Below are 18,842 nucleotides of genomic sequence, written 5' to 3' on the forward strand. Positions count from 1 at the left end.
TCTCCCTTCTTTGTTTTTTCAAGCTATTGTGCGGCATTATTCGAAATCACTTACACTAAGCGTAGGATTGATTTCCTGTTCTACAACTGTCATTTTTAACGGTACAGGCATATTCGGACTATTAATGGTACTTCCTATTGGCAGTTTGACTCCATTGTAATCCTTATAGGCTCCAAATTCCACTTCTCCGATACTAGTGCTGGTTGATTTCAACTTTAATCCACTCGACACACTATAGTAATTGACTACTTTTGTTCCATCAGGCTGAGTTACGATGATTTTATAAGCATCTTCTTCGTTCACTTTACCTATCCCATCCAAAGCCACTTTTGCTCCGTTAGCTGCATAATATAATTCAGGAAAAATTGTCAGCGTTTGCTTGAGTGCCTGAAACATTTCGGCGGGAGCTTCCTTTTGCTGTCCTTTCATCTCCATGGTAGCCTTATCCTTATGGATAATAATTTTTGAGAGCACTTGGTCACCCATTTTCATGGTTTGTACCGCAACCGGTTTAGTTTGATCGACCAATAATGCTGCGGTTATTTTCATTCCCTGTACTTCCGCCTCTTGTACGCTTTTCAACGATTTCACCGACTGCAGTTTCTCCCGACCACCTAGCGCTTTCAAATAATTGTTGATAACGCCTTCTGCAGTGACAGATGCATCTTGAACAGCCGTTTTAACTTCTGGTTCTCCGGTATTGGTATAATAAGCAATATCTCCATACGGTTTTAGCTTATCCTTAAAGGCATCAGTATTACCCACGACCACAATATAAGCATTATCCGGTTTACTATATTTGGGCGCCAAGCTATTCAGTTGCGCAACACTTACCTCATTCAAATGCTTTAAATAATTTTTATAGTAGTCTTGAGGTAGTTCTTGAAGTTCGGTATTAATCGCAAACCGGGCAATAGTAGCCGGCTGTTCTAACGAACGGCCAAATCTTCCGCTCATGACCGCTTTAGCTGAGGCCAATTCTTCTTCCGTAATGGTATTTTGATCCAATCGCTTCAGTTCTTGTAAAAATTGATAGATAGCACTATCAGTTACTTCAGTACGGACACTGGCATTTGCATCAAAATTACCTACGATTTTATCTGGAGAGATGGTAGAGTAGGCGCCGTAAGTATATCCTTTGCGTTCACGCAAATTCAGGAACAAGCGACCGGTAGAACCACCACCTAAGATATTGTTAAGTACTTGGGCCGCTAGCGCATCCGGATCATTATACTTCAAGGCTAGCGGGTAGGTTACTTTCACGATAGACTGTACACTTGTCGGCCGGTTAACCAAAACAACATTCGTCTTTTCAGGAGCTGCAGGAACAGGCCATTCTATTTTTTTAACATCCCCCTTCGTCCAACTACCAAAATATTGATTGGTCAGTTTCTCCGCTTCTTTCTTTGTGATATCGCCTACAATAGCGAGGTAACCAATATTGGGTTTAAAGTAGGTATCATAATATGTTTTGACATCTGTGAGTTGAACATTGGCTACTGTTTTTTCTGTGGCGAATTCACCATATGGGTGATCTTTGCCATATAAAACGACATTAGCCACTTTATCGGAAATGGCTTCAGGATCATCTTTTTCACTAGCAAGACCAGAAATAGCTTGTTTCTTCAGCTTATCCAATTCTGTTTGCGGGAAGGACGGATGAAGTAAAATATCCGAAAACAAGGTCAATAATTTATCTTGATACTTTGTTAAGCTAGAAGCACTGGCAGATGCAGAGCCAAAGGTAATGGATCCGCCGATCCGATCAATGGCTTCATCCAATTCGTCTTTGGTGCGACGCTGTGTTCCACCCATCAACATGTCGCCAACAAAGCTTGTTAATCCCGCTTTCTCTCCTTCATATACAGGAGAACGATCAAGCACCAATGAATAGGTAACCCGAGGCAATTTATGGTTTTCCACCACAAATACTTTTAATCCGTTAGCCAAGGTGAACGTTTCGGCGTTGCCGATATTAATTTCTGGGGCTGGTCCCGGTTCAGGATATTTACTTCGATCAACCTGTCCATAGCTAAGCCCCATGGAACTTAAAAATAATGCGATATATATACTCGTTTTTTTCATGATGAATCTCTTGCTGATGTGTTGGAAAAACTATTGATGCTGCGCTGTACTTTTAGGTAAATAATGCAAAACAACCCTTCCATTCTTCACTAAATATTGTTTAGCCACCCGCTGGATATCGGCCTTAGTAACCTGATTGTATTTTTTCATTTCCTGATTGACTTCATCCGCGTGACCATAATAGACCTTAGCTTCTGCTAAGCTTTCCGCTATTCCGGCTACCGATGAAAAACGATTGACCACCATATTTTCGATTTGCGCTTTTAGCTTGGCAAAGTCACTATCGGTGATCCCTTGGTTTTGCAATTTACTAATCTGTTCATCGATGGCATATTCTAACGAATCTGCTTGAATTCCCATATTAGCAATACCCAAAAACAGAAACAGTCCGCCGTCTTCCAGATCCAAGGGCATAGCTACTACCTGTACTGCTTTCTGTTGTTTATCTACCACCTCTTTATTGAGTAAAGAGCTTTTTCCGCCAGCTAAATAGGTAGAAAGCATATTCAAGGCATAACTGTCAGGACTATCTTTACGGGGCAGATTATACGCTTCTACAACAGCGGGCAGCTGAATATTATCGTAAACCGTATCCCTAATTTCCTGGTCACGCTTTGGCTCTGTTATATGAGGACGGTTAATTTCGCCTTGGCCTTTTGGAATTTCATCGAAATATTTTTTTACCCATGCTTCTGTCTGGTCATAATCAATATCACCTGCTATCGAAAGCACGGCATTGTTGGGCACATAATATGTTTTATAAAACGTCATGAATTCATCAAGCGAAGCAGCATTCAAATGTTCCATTGAACCGATAGTTGCCCAGTGATAAGGATGTTTCTGATAAGCACGCTTCAAGACCTCGATTAAAATGGAACCATAAGGTTGGTTATCCATACGTTGTCTTTTCTCTTCCTTTACCACTTCTCGCTGCGTTTCCACACCGACGGAATCAATTTTGGCATGCATCATCCGTTCGCTCTCCATGTATAAAGCCGTTTCCAAATAATTGGATGGCACGACCTCATGATAGTAAGTCTGATCATTAGTGGTATATGCATTAAGTGTTCCGCCTATACCCTCAATCTTTTTCATGAATTCGCCTCTCCCGATATTTTCGCTACCCTCAAATAGGAGGTGTTCAAAAAAATGGGCAAAACCTGTCCGCTCTGGATTTTCGTTTTTAGAGCCTACATGGTACAAAACGGAAACAGCAGCAATAGGGGTGGTTTTATCCTGATGCATAATTACGGTTAATCCGTTTGCCAACGTAAATTCTTTAAACTTGATTTTTTCCTGGGATTGTGCAATAGCGGTTAGGCACAACAAGCCTGTTAGTAAACCGCCGGAAAATAGTTTTCGTTTATTCATCTGTTTATATTATTCGTTTTATGGGTGATTAATGGCATTATCTTGAGCATACACACTTCGATCTGTTGGATTACTGAATAGTTGACGGTAAATTTATTGTTTATCAGCGGTAAATTACGAATATCTAATCATATCAGGACTGAAATTTGCAAAATTTATTATGCTCCTATTGCATTTGCTGACCTTCAGTACTTTCTCCTGCCTTTTGATCGTCATTTTGGATACCACGTTCTTTTCGAGGTTTGGCATTATAGTTCATTTTACCGAATTTCCAGCTAAACGTGATTCCGAAGGAACGGAAAGGTACGGCAAAGTTAGACGTTTGCTTATACGTAGCCGTTTCTATTTCCGATTTAAAATTCTTCACCTTATGGAATGGATCTAACATATTGAATCCAATCGTTGCCTGTTTATTCAGAATTTCTTTCTTCATACCTAAACTCCACATGTTGAAAGCAGGCGTATATCCTTGAAAGGTACGCCTAGGCGCATTTAAAATTAAAAATGTTTCGGCAATCAGGCCTCCTTTTAAGTTAACCGTGCCACTTAAAAAGGCTTGGTACATCCAATACACCCCGTTATTTGTGGTTAAGCTTTCGTCTACATTTTGCAGATTAATATCATAGGTATACCAGTTGAGGTTGCCGCGCAGGGTTAAAATTTTGATTGGATTTACGGAAGCAAAAAGATTGGTTCCAAAGGAATTATTGGATCCGATATTTTCAAAGCTTTGCAGCACCACCGGTTGCTCTTCACTACCGATATTGGTATAGATCGATTCGATAACATCATTGGTACGTCTGTAGTAAAGTGAAGCATTTAAGATGCTACTTTTAATCATGGTAGAATAGCCCAATTCAACATTGTGTGACAACTCCGGATCAAGTGCTGGATTCCCCTGACGTTGATTAACCGGATCTGCTTCATTTCTAAAAGGGTTGAGGTAGAACAAACTCGGCCTTTGGATACGTTGATTATAACTTAGCTTAAGCGTCGACATTTTACCGAGTTTTTTCGATACAATTAAACTAGGCAGTACGTTATGATAGTTATTTTTAAATGCCGGAAAATCCCCAACCGGATCACCATCCAGCAGGGTATATTCGTAGCGTGCTCCTGCCTTTAGCTCATACTTTTCTCCGAAAGGTACACTCAGAGTAAAATATCCTGCGCCAACGTTTTGGGTATAGCCAAAATCATAACTACGCTGTGCCGTGTTAACATACGCTCCATCCTGCATCATGGTATCTACATGGACATCAGAAGATATATCACGCAATATTGCCTTTGCGCCAATTTCTAGCACCGTTTTGTTAAACGGATGTGTATAATCTACCTGAAAAGTCCATTCGTTATTGACACCGTTATTATACCCCAACTCATTTGGACGGTAGCCCGATTGCTGATAAAATGTTGTATAATCGGTATTATTCTTATTCTTGGAGTACTGTCCGGCAAAGGTTATTTCCTGCCCCTTCTTTTCAAACTTATGGGTATAGTCGGCACTCCAATCGAAGCCATGGAAACGCATGTCATTATCCGTATTACTTAACAGCTCCTGCGTACCACCAAAAACGGATGTTACATCACCTGCAGTGGCCATCTTGAACGTATTATAATTAAAAGAGGAACTGAGGAGGTTTTTATCATCAATATCGTAATCTAAGCCAATACTACCTCTACCGCCTCCACGCTTGGTTTCACTCGCGCTGCGTTGTGAAATAAGCGGAGCATCCGTCAACGATCGCTGATCAAAAGAAACATCTGTTGTTACCGGCCAACCCCACATCGCTCCGAGATTTGTCGTTATGCCAAGTTTTCCCTTACGGATATTCAGATTTCCGTTAAAATTATTTTGTCGGGTACCAATTCCTCCTGATACAGAGCCATTAACTCCGACGACATCTCTCTTTTTGGTGATGATGTTAATGATCCCCGAAGTACCTTCCGCGTCATATTTAGCAGAAGGGCTAGTAATAACCTCCACATTTTTTATCTGATCGGCAGGGATCATCCGTAAAGCATCGGCCACGTTATTATTCATGGCACCAGAGGGTTTACCATTGATAAAAATACGTACATTCTGATCACCGCGAAGCGATACGTTCCCATCCATGTCAACAGCCAATAAAGGCACCTTTCTTAGCACATCCGCCGCATTTCCTCCGGCTACAGTAACATCTTGTTCTGCATTATAAACCAATCGGTCTACTTTATTTTCAACTAGCGGAACTTGTCCGGTTACTTCTACTTCCTGTAAAGCGGTTGCATTTGGACTTAGCAAAATTTCGGAAAGATTGACAACCGTATTTTCTTGATTAATGGTTACTGGTTCATAACTTGCCGGGGTATATCCCATAGCACTTATAACAAGCTTATACTGTCCGATATTAATTCTATTTAGCGTAAAGCTCCCTTCTTCATTTGCTAAGGCTCCGGTAACGGCTTGTGCGGAGCCGGGTTTCAATAAGGTGATGGTAGCGAAATCTACTGGCTTTTTGGTAACAGAGTCGATCACATGGCCCTTGATTATGCCTTCTATTGGTTGCTGTCCGTAGACATTTATACACATTAATTGCATCAACACCAACCAAACGAACGGTCTACTTTTTTTCATCTGCATAAATTTGTTTATTGCGATACTATTTGTTTTTAGCGACACCCATGAAAATGCTTCGCTACATTTTTAAAAGCAACGAAGCGTTGCCTAAATTGGATGTATTGTGCTATTTTTTGAACATTAGTCTGCTCCTACCACCAAATGTTACAATAATAAAAGAGAGACAAAAGTAACTAATTAGTTACTTTTTAGCTCTATCTACTTAACAGGCTACCAATTAATTTGGTCAACAGCATATCCGGAATATCGAGAAGGGTCTCATTTTTTTATCATCGTCATCAAAAAAATATATTGTTTGTTTTTTTTGGCACGGTATATGTTGAAAAGTCAGTAGGTTTAGGTTGATTTGAAACTTAGGTTTCGACCCCACTTCCCAAGGTGGGGTTTTTTTATTTTTTACCCATTCATTGAAAAGGTTGTTTTTATTTTATTGGAAGGATGAAGTCTATCCATTCCCTTTCCAAATTAACCGAAAAAGATCAAGATCAGTTTTCGTAAAAAATGGCATGACCTCTATCTTTTTATCCAAAAAAGCTACAAATAATATACTTTTTAGCTTGATTGGGCAAGCATATTCCTTATAATTTTCAAACATTACTTTTGGCTAAAAACGCATTTGTAAAAAGCAAATTTGCGACTATCTTTGTTCTTCACTTGAGGTGTTTTTTACTAAAAAAACGCCTGACAGGCTGTCAGCACAGGCTAAAAACACTTTTAGGAAAGTGTAGCCATACCTATTTACATGCTGCAAAATTGGCCAAATAGTACTATAAACTAAAAATAAATATAAAGTTTATTTTTATACTGATATTCAATAATATATTTTTATAAAAAGCAGTAAATTACGATTTTCACATTGTTCATTGCCCTAAAAAGGCACTTCCGTTTATAACCCTTATTTCAAAAGTAATTTTTATTCAATAAATACTAAATCATGATAGACCTAATAAGCTGATTTACAAAAATAAAAAAATATAGCCCAAGTGATATTAACAATTTCATAACCACAAAAAGGTCATCGATAAACAAAGCGCTGGTCAATCGGCACCATCTAAAGAACCACGATTCAATATACTAATAAAATTAGCATCCATAATGCTGAAAAAATAACGCGGTTAGAATCAACAAAACGGAAATCTATACTTCAAATTTGCTTACACAAAAGAAACAAGGTGTTCTAAAAGCTATACAAGTACAGTTTTTAGAACACTTGCATTACGTTATGCATTACGCTTTATGCTTTATGCTTTATGCTTTTTTATAACCTTAGGATGAAACTAAAAACCTATAATATCCTTACCTTAACCGCACCGTTCAAAGGCTAAAAATCTTTTACAATACGGGTATTTGCTAAAACAAATTTTTTATGGTTAACTGGACTATTGACCCCCAACATTCAGCGATTCACTTCAAAGTAAAACACATGCTTATTTCAACAGTAACGGGTATGTTCACTAAATTTGATGGTACGGTCGACTCGATAGATGGGCATCACTTTGAAGATGCTTCCATTAGGCTAAGCATAAGTACCGCTAGTGTCTACACGAATGAAGCATATCGCGATGACCACCTGAGATCAACAGCATTTTTCGATGTTGATCAATTCCCATTTATTACTTTTCAATCAAGTTCTTTTACAAGCCAAGGCAAAAGAAATTTTATTTTAAAAGGCCAATTAACTATTAAAGCGATAAGCCAGCCTATTGAATTACAGGTTAAGTTTGGCGGTATCGCTAAACATGAAGGACAGGAGAAAGCTGGTTTTAAAGTTTCAGGAAATCTTAATCGCAAAGATTTTGGTTTGCGTTATAACCCATTAATGGAAGCCGGAGGCATGGTGGTATCAGAGATAGTGGAAATTAAAGCAAATGTAGAATTGACTAAACAACAATAATTTTATGAACAATTACAAAACAGTATCCGAATCGCAAACAACGATGACGGAACTGATGATTCCTGCTTATTCCAATTTTGGTGGAAAAATACATGGGGGTATCATTTTATCCTTAATGGATAAGGCTGCATACGCTTGTGCGGCCAAACATGCAGAAACGTATTGCGTAACTGCTTCCATCGATACTGTGGACTTTAGGGCCTCTGTTGAGGTGGGCGAAATCATATCACTATTAGCATCGGTCAATTATGTAGGTAATTCATCTTTGGTGGTAGGGATCAAGGTACTAGCGGAGAATGTGAAAAATCACCAGGTTAAACACACCAATTCCAGCTATTTTACCATGGTAGCATTAGACGAACAAACCCATGCTCCGATACAAGTACCTGGTTTGGTTCTGGAAAATGCGGTACAGATTCAGCGTTTTATTACGGCTATGCACCGAAAAGAACTGAATCGTTATTATCGCGAGGAAGGCGAACGCCTTAAATCTGTATTTAAAAGTCAGGATGTGCTGGACACGCTAAAAAAGGAGCGTTGTATCATCAAAACATCCTGATTCAATGACGTCAGGGACACCGAAGAATATGGTCGACTTCGATAATGGGCTAAGCTGTTTCGATAGTTAAATACCCCACTTCGATAACGAAATGCACGAAACTGCTATCGAAGTCGACCATCATGCGATCGAAATGGAGTATCCCTAGCGCCCCATAACATTATAAAAATTGTAATCGGTATTGGGGGCGTCTTTGAACCCCAAGTGATGGCTAATCGTAACTAACTGCCCCCGATGGTACGTGTTATGTGTAACCATTTGCACAATATACTCCGAAGCCGCATAGGTACAGGTAAACCAGGGGCTTTCAACCGGTAATTCTTCATGCAGATCGGCTTCCGACATGGCTTTTACAAAATCTGCAATGCGGGCAGATTGTTCAATTAATCCCGCTAAGATGTTATTCAATCCCATCGGATAGTGTTCTTCTTGAAAATCTTGCTTTTTATTAATAATCGCAAACCAGTATCCTTGGGTTCTCCACATATGATGCAAGGTTAAACAGATACTTGAAAAGCTTGATGCCACTTCTTTTTCCAAAAGCTCTTTCGGTTTGGAACCCAACCACTTAATTAGAGAAAGATTGGTCCATAAGTCATAATCGACGAAGTTTTTCACAAAACTATTGAGGCTAGGTTGTTCTATTGTAGTCATACTTATTGCTTGTTCCATAATTGCTGTTTTTTGCTTTTAGAACAAAATAAAAACCACGAAATGACAACAGTATGTCAGTTAAATAATTGACCCTTGTTTTTTCTTAATATGCCTTCGATCGGGGTAACTGCATTTCATATATGGTTAATTGTTGAAAACAAAAGAACCTTTTAATTTTACTTTTTTTCCCCGCGAAAAAAAGTAACAAAAAAAGCTCCCGGCTTAAAACCTCCTTTGAAAGCTACAGCTACTACTTAGCTAGTACAAACCGGATGTTTTGAGGCCGATTTTTTCGAACATGAAAGGTATACCTTTCAGATCTTAACCCATTTCCCAACCCTTCTGTTGGCAACCAAAGGCACGGTCGGTTTAAAGCACCTACTGTTGGCTTTCGAATCCATTCGCCTCCAAAATTTACATCTTGTAGTGGGATGCACTACCGTTCCTGTAAATTTTGAAGCGAAGAGTTTCTTTGCTACTTTCTTTGCGGAAAAGAAAGTAGTTAAAATAAACCTTCTATTTCTATAAATGAATTGCTCTAGCCTTCTATTAAATGTATTGTATTATTGCAGGGTTTTATCTAGGTTTGTTATAGCTGTAAATAACAAGCGAAAAGAAAGCATTGATGCAATGAATTATCAGGCAATTATCACAGAAACTGCCGAATGGGTGAACGAATATGTAGCGCAACATAGCACTACATCATTATGTTTTCACAATCTAACCCATACCCTACAAGTAGTGGAGGCGGCAAAAAAAATCGGTTCTTATTATCAGTTAGCAGAGCATGATCTCTTTATCGTTACAGAAGCTGCTTATTTCCACGACTTGGGCTATTATAATGGCGCTGCCCTTGGCCATGAAGTGCGTAGTGCTGAAATAGCTGCTACATTTTTGCGTGAGCGATCCGTAGAAGAAGACACCATATTAGCGATACAAAATTGTATTAAAGCCACACACATCCCTCAACAGCCTAAAAATTTACTAGAGGAAATTGTTTGTGATGCGGATTTGTTCCATTTGGGTGGTGATGACTTTTTAGACAGGAATAAGCTCATGCACAAAGAAGCCGAGACATGCAAAGCGCATTCGATCAGTAAAAGCGATTGGCGAAAAGGAACGATCCAGTTGCTGCAAAACCACCATTACCATACCTCCTACGCAAAATTATTTTTGGAAGAAAAAAAGAAAAGAAACTTGAAAATGCTGTTAAAAAAAGAAGGCAAAGATGGAGAAGAGGCGAAAGAAAAAACAAAAGAGAAAAAAAAGAATCGTCCTGATCGCGGAATAGAAACCATGTTTAGGGTAACCTCAACCAATAATCAACGCTTGAGTGATATGGCGGATAATAAATCTCATATTCTGATCACGGTTAATTCCATTATCCTTTCTGCCATATTTGCCCTGCTGATGCGAAAGTTAGACAGTAATGAGCACCTCATTGTCCCTACGTTAATTTTGCTTGCCGTAAGCTTATCAACCATGACTATTGCGATTTTAGCCACAAGACCGAATATTCCTAAAGGCTATTTTACCGGTGAAGATTTATCAGAAAAAAAAGTTAATCTATTGTTTTTCGGAAATTTTTACAAAATGGATTTAAAGGCTTATAATCAGGGTATGCGGGCGGTTATGGAAGATCGTGATTTTCTGTATGGAACGCTCATTATGGACGTATACTCCCAAGGAGTTGTTTTAGGAAGAAAATACCGCTTATTGCGCTGGGCTTACAATATCTTCATGTTTGGCTTGATTGCAGCAGTTCTTGCTTTTTCTGCAGCAGCCGTAGGGTATTTATAGACTATTTCATATGACAACAGATAATAAACGGTTTGTTAATAGGGATCTTAGCTGGTTATCGTTTAACAGTCGGGTACTTGATGAAGCAGCAAAAGAGGAAGTGCCGCCCTTAGAACGCTTGAAATTTTTGGCTATTTATTCGTCCAATCTCGACGAGTTTTATCGAGTACGCATTCCTGTTTTAATGGCCTTAAAGGAGCTAAAGAAAAAAAAAGTTATCGGAAAATCGCTTGCCAAAAAAGGTATACTGAAACATGCGAAAAAGATAATTGACCAACAACAGATTTATTTTGGCCACATATTGGAATTTAGCATTATCACTGCGCTAAAAACCGAAAATATTTATCTCCAATATGGTGGCTCCATCCCCGTACAGCTTCAAAAGCAAACCCAAGCCTATTTTTTCTGCACCATTGCAGCTTATATTGAAATTATTTACCCAGAGAAACAAGCCTTTTTCCCGAAGAACAACCAACTTTATTTTGCTGTCACACTAACAGGAAATAGTACTTCTACCCTCGCTATTTTAAATATCCCATCTAATCAAATGGGTAGGTTCTTCAGCACTACTGTTGATGATAAACAATATGTCATTTTTATTGACGACATTATTAAAGATAACCTGCAAGCCATTTTTCCCAATCAATCCGCAACAGCGTACAGTTTCAAGGTAACGCGAGATGCTGAACTTGATCTGCAAGATGAGTTTACCGGCGATATTGCCAGTGAAATAGAAAAACAATTGAATCAGCGTGAATTTGGTATTGCCACTCGATTTCTATACCAACCCGAAATACCGGAAGAGACGCTTGCCCAACTAATCGATTTATTGCAGCTCGCTCATGCCAACCAAATGATCGGTGGTCTTTATCATAACCTAAGTGATTTTTTTGGTTTCCCTTCTGCCGATAAACAATTAAAATATCCGAAAGTACCAACGTATCGTTTACCTTTAACACAAACCTTATTTGCTACCATTATCGATCGAGATGTTTTAATTCACACCCCTTATGACTCGTATGATACCGTGTTGCGTTTTTTTAATGAAGCAGCCATCAATCCCGAAGTGTTAGAGATCTATACAACCATGTATCGGGTAGCACCAGATTCCAGAATCATGCATGCCTTAATCACGGCTGCACGGAATGGAAAGAAAGTAGTTGTTTTTATCGAATTAAAGGCTCGATTTGATGAAGCCAATAATATTAAATGGGCAAAAATGCTGGAAGCCGTGGGCATTCGGATTATTTATAGCACTCCCAAGCTTAAGGTACATGCAAAGATTGCCTTGGTTAAACTTTATACTTCACAAGCAAACAACTTATTGGGTTTACTGTCTACCGGTAATTTTAACGAACGGACGGCCTCAACCTATACCGATCATACCTTATTTACGGCAAATACAGGCCTGACAACAGAGCTCGATGCACTTTTCAACTATTTGAATAGTGAACAATTTGGAAAGCAATATCCAAAAATTCCGTTTAAGCAATTGCTTGTGGCACAATTTAATTTACTCCCTGCGTTTCTACAGCTCATTGATCGTGAGATAGATTACGCTAAACAAGGCAAACCTGCGTGTATTACTATAAAATTAAACAACCTGGAAGAGGAAACGCTGATCGACAAACTCTATGAAGCCAATCAGGCAGGCGTAAATATCCGACTGATCGTGCGAAGTATATGTCGATTAAGACCAGGTGTCATTGGTCTTAGCGAACGGATTCGGGTGACAAGGATTGTAGACCGCTTTTTAGAACACGGACGCGTCTTTATCTTTCACAACCTGGGCATAGAAGAAGTTTTTTTAGGATCAGCCGATTGGATGGATCGCAATATCTATCGCAGAATCGAAGTTTGTTTTCCAGTTCATGATGCACAACTGAAGCAACAAATCCGAGACATGATCGACTTGCAGCTTGCCGATGACCTGGCAGCTGTTGTGATAAATAAGCAGGCCCAAAATGTGCGCATTAAGCCCACCCGAAACATCCGCTCTCAGGAAATGATGTATTCATTAATCCATAAACAGTTACTGCAACTATGAAATCTATCTTTACCCTTTATATTGCCTTGATTGCTTGCATCGCCTGTGCGCAGAAGAAAGAAAAAACCTTTACTTCCCCAGAAGGTTATGATTTTAATCAACCGGAAAAGATTACACTTCCACACATGCTACAGGAAATCTCAGGAATTACTTTTAAGGATGGAGAGCCACATACGCTTTTTGCGCAGCAAGATGAAAAAGGCAGTCTATTTTATTTCAATCCAGATGCTACAAAAGACATGAAAGCGGTTACTTTTGGCCCAGAAGGAGACTATGAAGATCTAGCACTAACCGGAAAATGGGTTATCTTACTGAGAAGCGATGGTTCATTTTTTACCTTTCCTTTTTCATCTACATATCCTGAACAAATCACTGCTGTAAAAACAGAAAAGCTATTACCAAAAGGAGAATATGAAAGTTTGGCCACCGGAGACGATCAAAAGCTTTATGCCTTATGCAAACAATGCGCTGTAGATAAAGACGGTAAGCAAACAACGGGATATACACTACAGGTAAGCCCCAACGGAACGATAAGTCAATTAACATCGTTTTCGATTCCTACTAAAAATATTAAAAATGTTGTTTCCTTTAAAGGGAAAGCATTTAGGCCATCTGCATTGACGAAACATCCTACAAATAACGAATGGTATATCTTATCATCTATCAACAAGTTATTGGTGATTACGGATTTTTCATGGAAGGTGAAAGCCGCATATGCCTTAAACCCAAAGCTATTTAACCAACCTGAGGGTATCGCTTTTGATAAACAGCATAACTTATATATCAGCAATGAGGCCGGCAATAAAGGAAACGCAACCTTATTAAAGTTTAGCTATCGGAAAAATAAATAATGAGACAGAGGCGTCTTATGATTAAGCGTATGAAAGGTAGGTATTTACTTATTTCGATTATTTTAGGACACATGAGCTTGGCGGGCAGCTACGCACAAACAACGGATAGCACGCTTATTCAGGCGAATCCAGTCTATAATCGGCATGGAAAATTTCATCGTAAACTTTTTGGCGAAAATTATCGGGAAGAATGGGCAAAAGAAACACGGGTACCGATTATTCACGTTTCGACTTTTCAGGGTGGCCTGACTGTTGAAAAAAAAGGAGGCGGTATGCAAACGGTTTCGCTACGGATGGTCGACAAAACGGGGAAAGAATGGGTTATCCGCAGTGTCAACAAAAATACCGATGCGTTATTACCGGAAGAATTGCAGCAGACTTTTGCACGTGATTTTCTGGACGACGCGAATAGTGCTCAACATCCCTATTCGGCATTAATGATCCCGCCATTGGCCGATGCTATAGACGTACCTCATACGAATCCTATCATTGGAGTTATTGCGCCCGACACCGCCTTGGGAGCTTATAATAAGCTTTTTGCCAACACTCTTTGTTTGGTAGAGGAACGAGAGCCGGAAGGCGATTCTGACAATACCCTAAAGATGCTGGAGAAAGTAAACAATGATAACGACGACACCTACAAAGCAAAAACATTTTTACGCGCTCGGATGCTGGATGTATTGGTAAGCGATTGGGATCGCCATGAAGACCAATGGCGATGGAAAGACACTAAAGAGGGCAAAGACAAGGATTATCTCCCTATACCACGCGATCGCGATCAGGCGTTCAGAGTAAACCAAGGTTTCTTTCCAAACATTGCTTCGCGAAGCTGGGTATTGCCCACACTGCAAGGTTTCGGCCCTGTGATCAAACGTCCGAACTACTCCTTGATTAAATCGAGGTTTCTCAATGCACATCCAAAATCGCAATTTAGTCATCAAGAATGGACAGAGATGGCGCAAGAATTTGTTGAAAAAATGACCGACAGTGTTTTGGAAGAAAGCATCAAACGGTTACCCGCAGCGATTTATGCCATTCGTCATGATAGCCTGTTGGCTCAATTCAAAGCGCGACGCGATGATATTCCGAGGGCGATGGAAACCTATTACCGCTTCATCAACGAAATTGTAGATATTAAGTTAAGTAATAAAAATGAGCGGGTAGCGATAAAAGATGTCCAAAACGGCTTGCAGGTAACCATTAGAAAAATCAATAAAGATGGCGAACGCAAAGGCAAGCTGATGGATAAGGTTTACGCCAATGACCTCACCAAAGAAATTAGAATATATTTAGCCGACGGTAATGACAGTGTAACGATCAGTCAGACGCAATCGCCCATCAAACTCCGCATCATTGGGGGGGAAGGCAGCAAACATTACCACATTGATCAGGTCAATCATCGTATTCCAGTTTATGACAACGGGAGCAATGCCGTATTTTCCGGTGAGGTCTCAAAATTTAGCAAACACTTCTCTACGGATAGTAACCATACGGCATTTGTGCCGGTTAATTTATATTCGGTCTGGATGCCGCTGATCACAGGAGGTTACAATGCCGATGATGGTGTCATGCTGGGTGGTGGTTTTCGATATACACACCAACGGGGATTCCGAAAAACACCCTTCGCCGACCAGCATCAATTATTGGTTTCCGGTGCTTTTGCCACAGGTGCTATCAAAGTGAAGTATAAAGGCGAATGGACTGATTTGGTGGGAAAGGCAGACCTCTTATTAAACGTGGACATCTATGCACCAAATAACACACAGAATTTCTTTGGCTTGGGCAATGCTTCTGTGTATGATAAGCAACAGCATAACATGCGGTACTATCGCAGTCGATTTAATTTATATGAAATCCACTCGGCCTTACAATGGAAGACCAGCAAAACCTCATCGATCCGTGTCGGCCCTTCTTTTCAGGCCTATTACTTCGATCCCGACGATAATGAAGGACGTTTTATCAACCAAACTGCCGCATTGCACAGTTATGATAGCCTTACGGTAGCCAAGGATAAGTTTTTTGCTGGCCTTAACGCGTCCTATCGCTCGGATAAACGCGACAACACCTTATTAACAACCAAGGGTAGTTATCTAGAACTAGGTGTCAACGGGCTAACCGGATTAAATCACTATGCGAAATCTTTTGTACAAGCAAAAGCAGCCTTTGCTTTTTACAAAGGAATTGGTCAGGATGCGGTAATATTTGCAGATCGAATTGGTGGTGGGGTAACCCTAGGTAAAACCACATTTTACCAAGCTTTATTCTTGGGTGGACAAGATAATTTGTGGGGTTATCGCCAATATCGGTTTGCCGGTGAACATTTATTTTTTAATAACTTTGAAACCAGGATTAAACTGGCAGAAATTGGAAGCTATATTATCCCAGGGCAACTGGGTATGATTGGCTTTTACGACATAGGCAAAGTATGGGCCGAAGGTTTAAATGACAGCAAGATCCATCAGGGTGTTGGGGGTGGCTTCTATTATGCTCCTGCAAGGATAGCCCTGGTACAATTTATTTTAGGACATTCAACCGAAGGTTGGTACCCCTACTTCACCATGGGATTCCGCTTTTAGGAAAACATTAGGAACCATGCTTACGCAAATAATCGACTTATCGAAAGATAAACATCCCCTATTAGCCGAATTGGATATTCAGCTTTCCATTGATGGCTTTATTGAGTATTTCAAAAAGAGAACGCAGGAAAAAGATAATAGTAAACATGAAATTTTTGAATTTATATTAGCCAAGTTCTTGCATGTCAGAAACACCTTTGGTCCATTAAATGAAGAAAATTTAACCAATTATGCTGACGATGCGTTATTCTATATCTATAATCTGTTAGTACCACCCTTAGTAGATGAACAGGATAACTTATGGGCGATAGCCTATCCCTTAGGGAAAAAGGTCATTTACGGAACAGAGGCCTTTTATCAGCAACTCAATCAGCAATTTACCGGTAGTGGCAAGATGGCTGATATGCCCAATCGGAAAGCGAAAGAAGAATTACAGGAACAAACAATTTATGGTTTGATTCTAGAGCGTTTTTATGAAATGCCTGCTTTCGGCAACGAAACCATTGAGTTTTCCTGTAAAGACTCTTCCAGCGGCTTGCCTAAATATTTTTCCATTAATATCGACAATAAATTTATTGATATTGTACCCAAAGGGGATCTTCCGCCTTTAGATTATAAAAAGATTCGACGAAATAATGTACAGCAGTTTGATTGGAATATCATTCGTGAAATGCTACCCCTTTCGCAATTCACTTTTAAGGGGTTTTCGCTCATCACGGTGACTGACATCACGCCTGAAAAAGTTATTGAAAACATCCGCAACATTGTGATAAAAAATGTGGACGATGATGCTGAACACTCGTTTGAGGTTTTGCAGGAATCTTTAAAAATTCTTTCCGGTAATCCATACATTAAATTTGGGCTTTCACCCATTTTACGTTTAAATAACAAGCCAATACTGGATCAAGTATATTTACACGGTAGCATCTTACCGGATTTATTGAAAGGAAAAACAAAAAATTGCACGGAAGCCAATATTTCTGAGTCCTATCTTTCGCAACCACAGCTAATCGTTTATAACTTGGGCATTGAGTTTGGCGACAGCAACCTTAAATTCATCAATGATCTTTCCGATTTAGGTATTACGTCTTATGTATGCGTTCCGCTTTATTATAACAATAATGTAACAGGGCTCTTTGAAATGTATACCACCAACGGCCATAGCTTTAATAAGACCGCATTAGCTAAGCTTCGCAAAGTAACGCCATTATTGGCCCAATTGTTATATGATCAAGCGGCAGGTGTACATTCAAAAATTGAATCGGTGATTAAAGATAAATTTACTTCATTGCAACCAGCTGTACAATGGAAATTCAACCAGGTTGCTTATGAGTATCTGAAAAAGATAGTTCCCGATAAACCGAAGCCTATCATTGATAATATTCAGTTTAAAAATGTTTATCCGTTATATGGAGCTATTGATATTCGCAATTCGACTATCGAACGGAATAAAGCACTGATTGCAGATTACAAAACGCAACTTCATTTACTGAAACAGGTATTGCAAGAAATTAGAAATACGCACAGCATTGCCATTTTAGATGAGATGGAGTTCAATTGTGACAAATGGCTTATTGAATTAGACACCGGCCCTATTGATAGTGTTCAATTAAAGGTAAGGGATTTTATGGAAAAAGAAGTCTGGATGCTGCTCCAACATTTTAAAAAAAGCAATCAACCGCTGGGCGCTATTATTGAAAATTATGAACAGGAAATCCTCCAGGAAACAGGCTTAGCTTACAAAAACAGGCGAGCATTGGAACATTCTATAGGTACCATCAACACTGCAATTAATGGTTATCTGGAATTGTTAAACGATGAAATCCAACGCTCTTACCCTTGTTATTTCGAGAAGTTCAGAACAGACGGCGTAGAATACGACATTTATATTGGACAATCCATCACACCCAATAAGCCCTTTGATCTTGTTTATTTAAAAAATGTACGTCTTTGGCAGCTCAGCTCTATGGCTGCTATTGCTAAAATTACCCACAACCTGGTTGACCAAATAGAAACTCCGCTGGAAACTACTCAATTGATTTTTATCAACGGTACCGATATCGACATTAGTTTCAGGGTAGACGAAAGGCGTTTCGATGTTGAAGGAGCCTATAATATCCGATATCACATTATAAAAAAACGTATCGATAAGGTACATCTTAAAGATTCTTACGAACGCTTAACGCAACCTGGAAAAATAGCATTAGTCTATAGCGATCCAAGGGAAATAAAGGAATATATGGGTTATATTAGTTATTTGCAGAATAAAGATATTTTATTAGATGATCTGGAAGAACTTGAGCTCGAAGAACTACAAGGAGTTAGCGGTTTGAAAGCCATTCGAATCGGCATTAACCTTTGAAACGGAGACCCGATTCATCACAT

Annotated in this window: 11 protein-coding genes; 7 read left to right on the plus strand and 4 right to left on the minus strand. The window is 39.4% G+C overall.

Translation table 11 applies throughout. The features are described from left to right. Positions 1–36: 36 nt before the first annotated feature. The 3 genes from ABD930_RS15545 to ABD930_RS15555 all read right to left on the minus strand — a co-directional run bounded on the left by ABD930_RS15545 (position 37) and on the right by ABD930_RS15555 (position 6,073). Positions 37–2,085 (minus strand): M16 family metallopeptidase, encoded by a 2,049-nt coding sequence (locus ABD930_RS15545; protein ID WP_345232735.1) that lies wholly within the window; start codon positions 2,083–2,085, stop codon positions 37–39. A gap of 30 nt (positions 2,086–2,115) precedes the next feature. Beyond that, positions 2,116–3,456 carry a M16 family metallopeptidase gene (locus ABD930_RS15550; RefSeq protein WP_345232737.1) on the minus strand — a complete coding sequence of 447 codons (1,341 nt, stop codon included), beginning with the start codon at positions 3,454–3,456 and terminating at the stop codon, positions 2,116–2,118. A gap of 166 nt (positions 3,457–3,622) precedes the next feature. Next, entirely contained in the window at positions 3,623–6,073 is a 2,451-nt protein-coding gene (locus tag ABD930_RS15555) for a TonB-dependent receptor domain-containing protein (RefSeq protein WP_345232739.1), read from the minus strand. Positions 6,074–7,442: 1,369 nt separating this feature from the next. Between ABD930_RS15555 and ABD930_RS15560 the strand changes: the two genes are divergently transcribed. Both ABD930_RS15560 and ABD930_RS15565 read left to right on the plus strand, forming a co-directional pair. Next, the gene (locus ABD930_RS15560) at positions 7,443–7,970 is read left to right on the plus strand and encodes a YceI family protein (protein WP_345232740.1); all 528 of its coding nucleotides are present in this window, start codon (positions 7,443–7,445) and stop codon (positions 7,968–7,970) included. A gap of 4 nt (positions 7,971–7,974) precedes the next feature. After that, entirely contained in the window at positions 7,975–8,529 is a 555-nt protein-coding gene (locus ABD930_RS15565; protein ID WP_345232742.1) for an acyl-CoA thioesterase, read from the plus strand. Between the two features lie 144 nt (positions 8,530–8,673). Here the strand turns inward: ABD930_RS15565 and ABD930_RS15570 are convergent, their stop codons facing one another. Next, on the minus strand, positions 8,674–9,201 hold the full coding sequence (locus ABD930_RS15570) for a DinB family protein (RefSeq protein ID WP_345232744.1): 528 nt from the start codon (positions 9,199–9,201) through the stop codon (positions 8,674–8,676). Between the two features lie 612 nt (positions 9,202–9,813). Here ABD930_RS15570 and ABD930_RS15575 point away from each other — a divergent pair. The 5 genes from ABD930_RS15575 to ABD930_RS15595 are packed head-to-tail and all read left to right on the plus strand — an operon-like array spanning position 9,814 to position 18,819. Beyond that, positions 9,814–10,983 carry a Pycsar system effector family protein gene (locus ABD930_RS15575; RefSeq protein WP_345232746.1) on the plus strand — a complete coding sequence of 390 codons (1,170 nt, stop codon included), beginning with the start codon at positions 9,814–9,816 and terminating at the stop codon, positions 10,981–10,983. A 10-nt stretch (positions 10,984–10,993) separates the two neighbouring features. Then, positions 10,994–13,030 (plus strand): polyphosphate kinase 1, encoded by a 2,037-nt coding sequence (ppk1, locus tag ABD930_RS15580; protein ID WP_345232749.1) that lies wholly within the window; start codon positions 10,994–10,996, stop codon positions 13,028–13,030. Then, a complete protein-coding gene (locus tag ABD930_RS15585) occupies positions 13,027–13,881 on the plus strand; it encodes an SdiA-regulated family protein (protein WP_345232751.1) in 855 nt (284 codons plus the stop codon). The genes ppk1 and ABD930_RS15585 overlap by 4 nt, the downstream gene beginning before the upstream one ends. Positions 13,882–13,910: 29 nt before the next feature. Next, positions 13,911–16,457 (plus strand): BamA/TamA family outer membrane protein, encoded by a 2,547-nt coding sequence (locus tag ABD930_RS15590; RefSeq protein ID WP_345232753.1) that lies wholly within the window; start codon positions 13,911–13,913, stop codon positions 16,455–16,457. A 16-nt stretch (positions 16,458–16,473) separates the two neighbouring features. Then, a complete protein-coding gene (locus ABD930_RS15595; RefSeq protein WP_345232755.1) occupies positions 16,474–18,819 on the plus strand; it encodes a hypothetical protein in 2,346 nt (781 codons plus the stop codon). Positions 18,820–18,842 lie beyond the last annotated feature (23 nt).

This window comes from Olivibacter ginsenosidimutans (genome assembly GCF_039542865.1).
In the GTDB taxonomy this organism is placed as follows: Bacteria; Bacteroidota; Bacteroidia; order Sphingobacteriales; family Sphingobacteriaceae; genus Olivibacter; species Olivibacter ginsenosidimutans.

What these genes read in the sequence shown, in the direction of transcription:
- ABD930_RS15590 (WP_345232753.1), top strand. Translation starts at nt 13,911, where the DNA reads ATGAAAGGTAGGTATTTACTTATTTCGATTATTTTAGGACACATGAGC.
- ABD930_RS15570 (WP_345232744.1), bottom strand. Translation starts at nt 9,201, where the DNA reads ATGGAACAAGCAATAAGTATGACTACAATAGAACAACCTAGCCTCAAT.
- ABD930_RS15575 (WP_345232746.1), top strand. Translation starts at nt 9,814, where the DNA reads ATGAATTATCAGGCAATTATCACAGAAACTGCCGAATGGGTGAACGAA.
- ABD930_RS15550 (WP_345232737.1), bottom strand. Translation starts at nt 3,456, where the DNA reads ATGAATAAACGAAAACTATTTTCCGGCGGTTTACTAACAGGCTTGTTG.
- ABD930_RS15555 (WP_345232739.1), bottom strand. Translation starts at nt 6,073, where the DNA reads ATGAAAAAAAGTAGACCGTTCGTTTGGTTGGTGTTGATGCAATTAATG.
- ABD930_RS15565 (WP_345232742.1), top strand. Translation starts at nt 7,975, where the DNA reads ATGAACAATTACAAAACAGTATCCGAATCGCAAACAACGATGACGGAA.
- ABD930_RS15545 (WP_345232735.1), bottom strand. Translation starts at nt 2,085, where the DNA reads ATGAAAAAAACGAGTATATATATCGCATTATTTTTAAGTTCCATGGGG.
- ppk1 (WP_345232749.1), top strand. Translation starts at nt 10,994, where the DNA reads ATGACAACAGATAATAAACGGTTTGTTAATAGGGATCTTAGCTGGTTA.
- ABD930_RS15560 (WP_345232740.1), top strand. Translation starts at nt 7,443, where the DNA reads ATGGTTAACTGGACTATTGACCCCCAACATTCAGCGATTCACTTCAAA.
- ABD930_RS15585 (WP_345232751.1), top strand. Translation starts at nt 13,027, where the DNA reads ATGAAATCTATCTTTACCCTTTATATTGCCTTGATTGCTTGCATCGCC.
- ABD930_RS15595 (WP_345232755.1), top strand. Translation starts at nt 16,474, where the DNA reads ATGCTTACGCAAATAATCGACTTATCGAAAGATAAACATCCCCTATTA.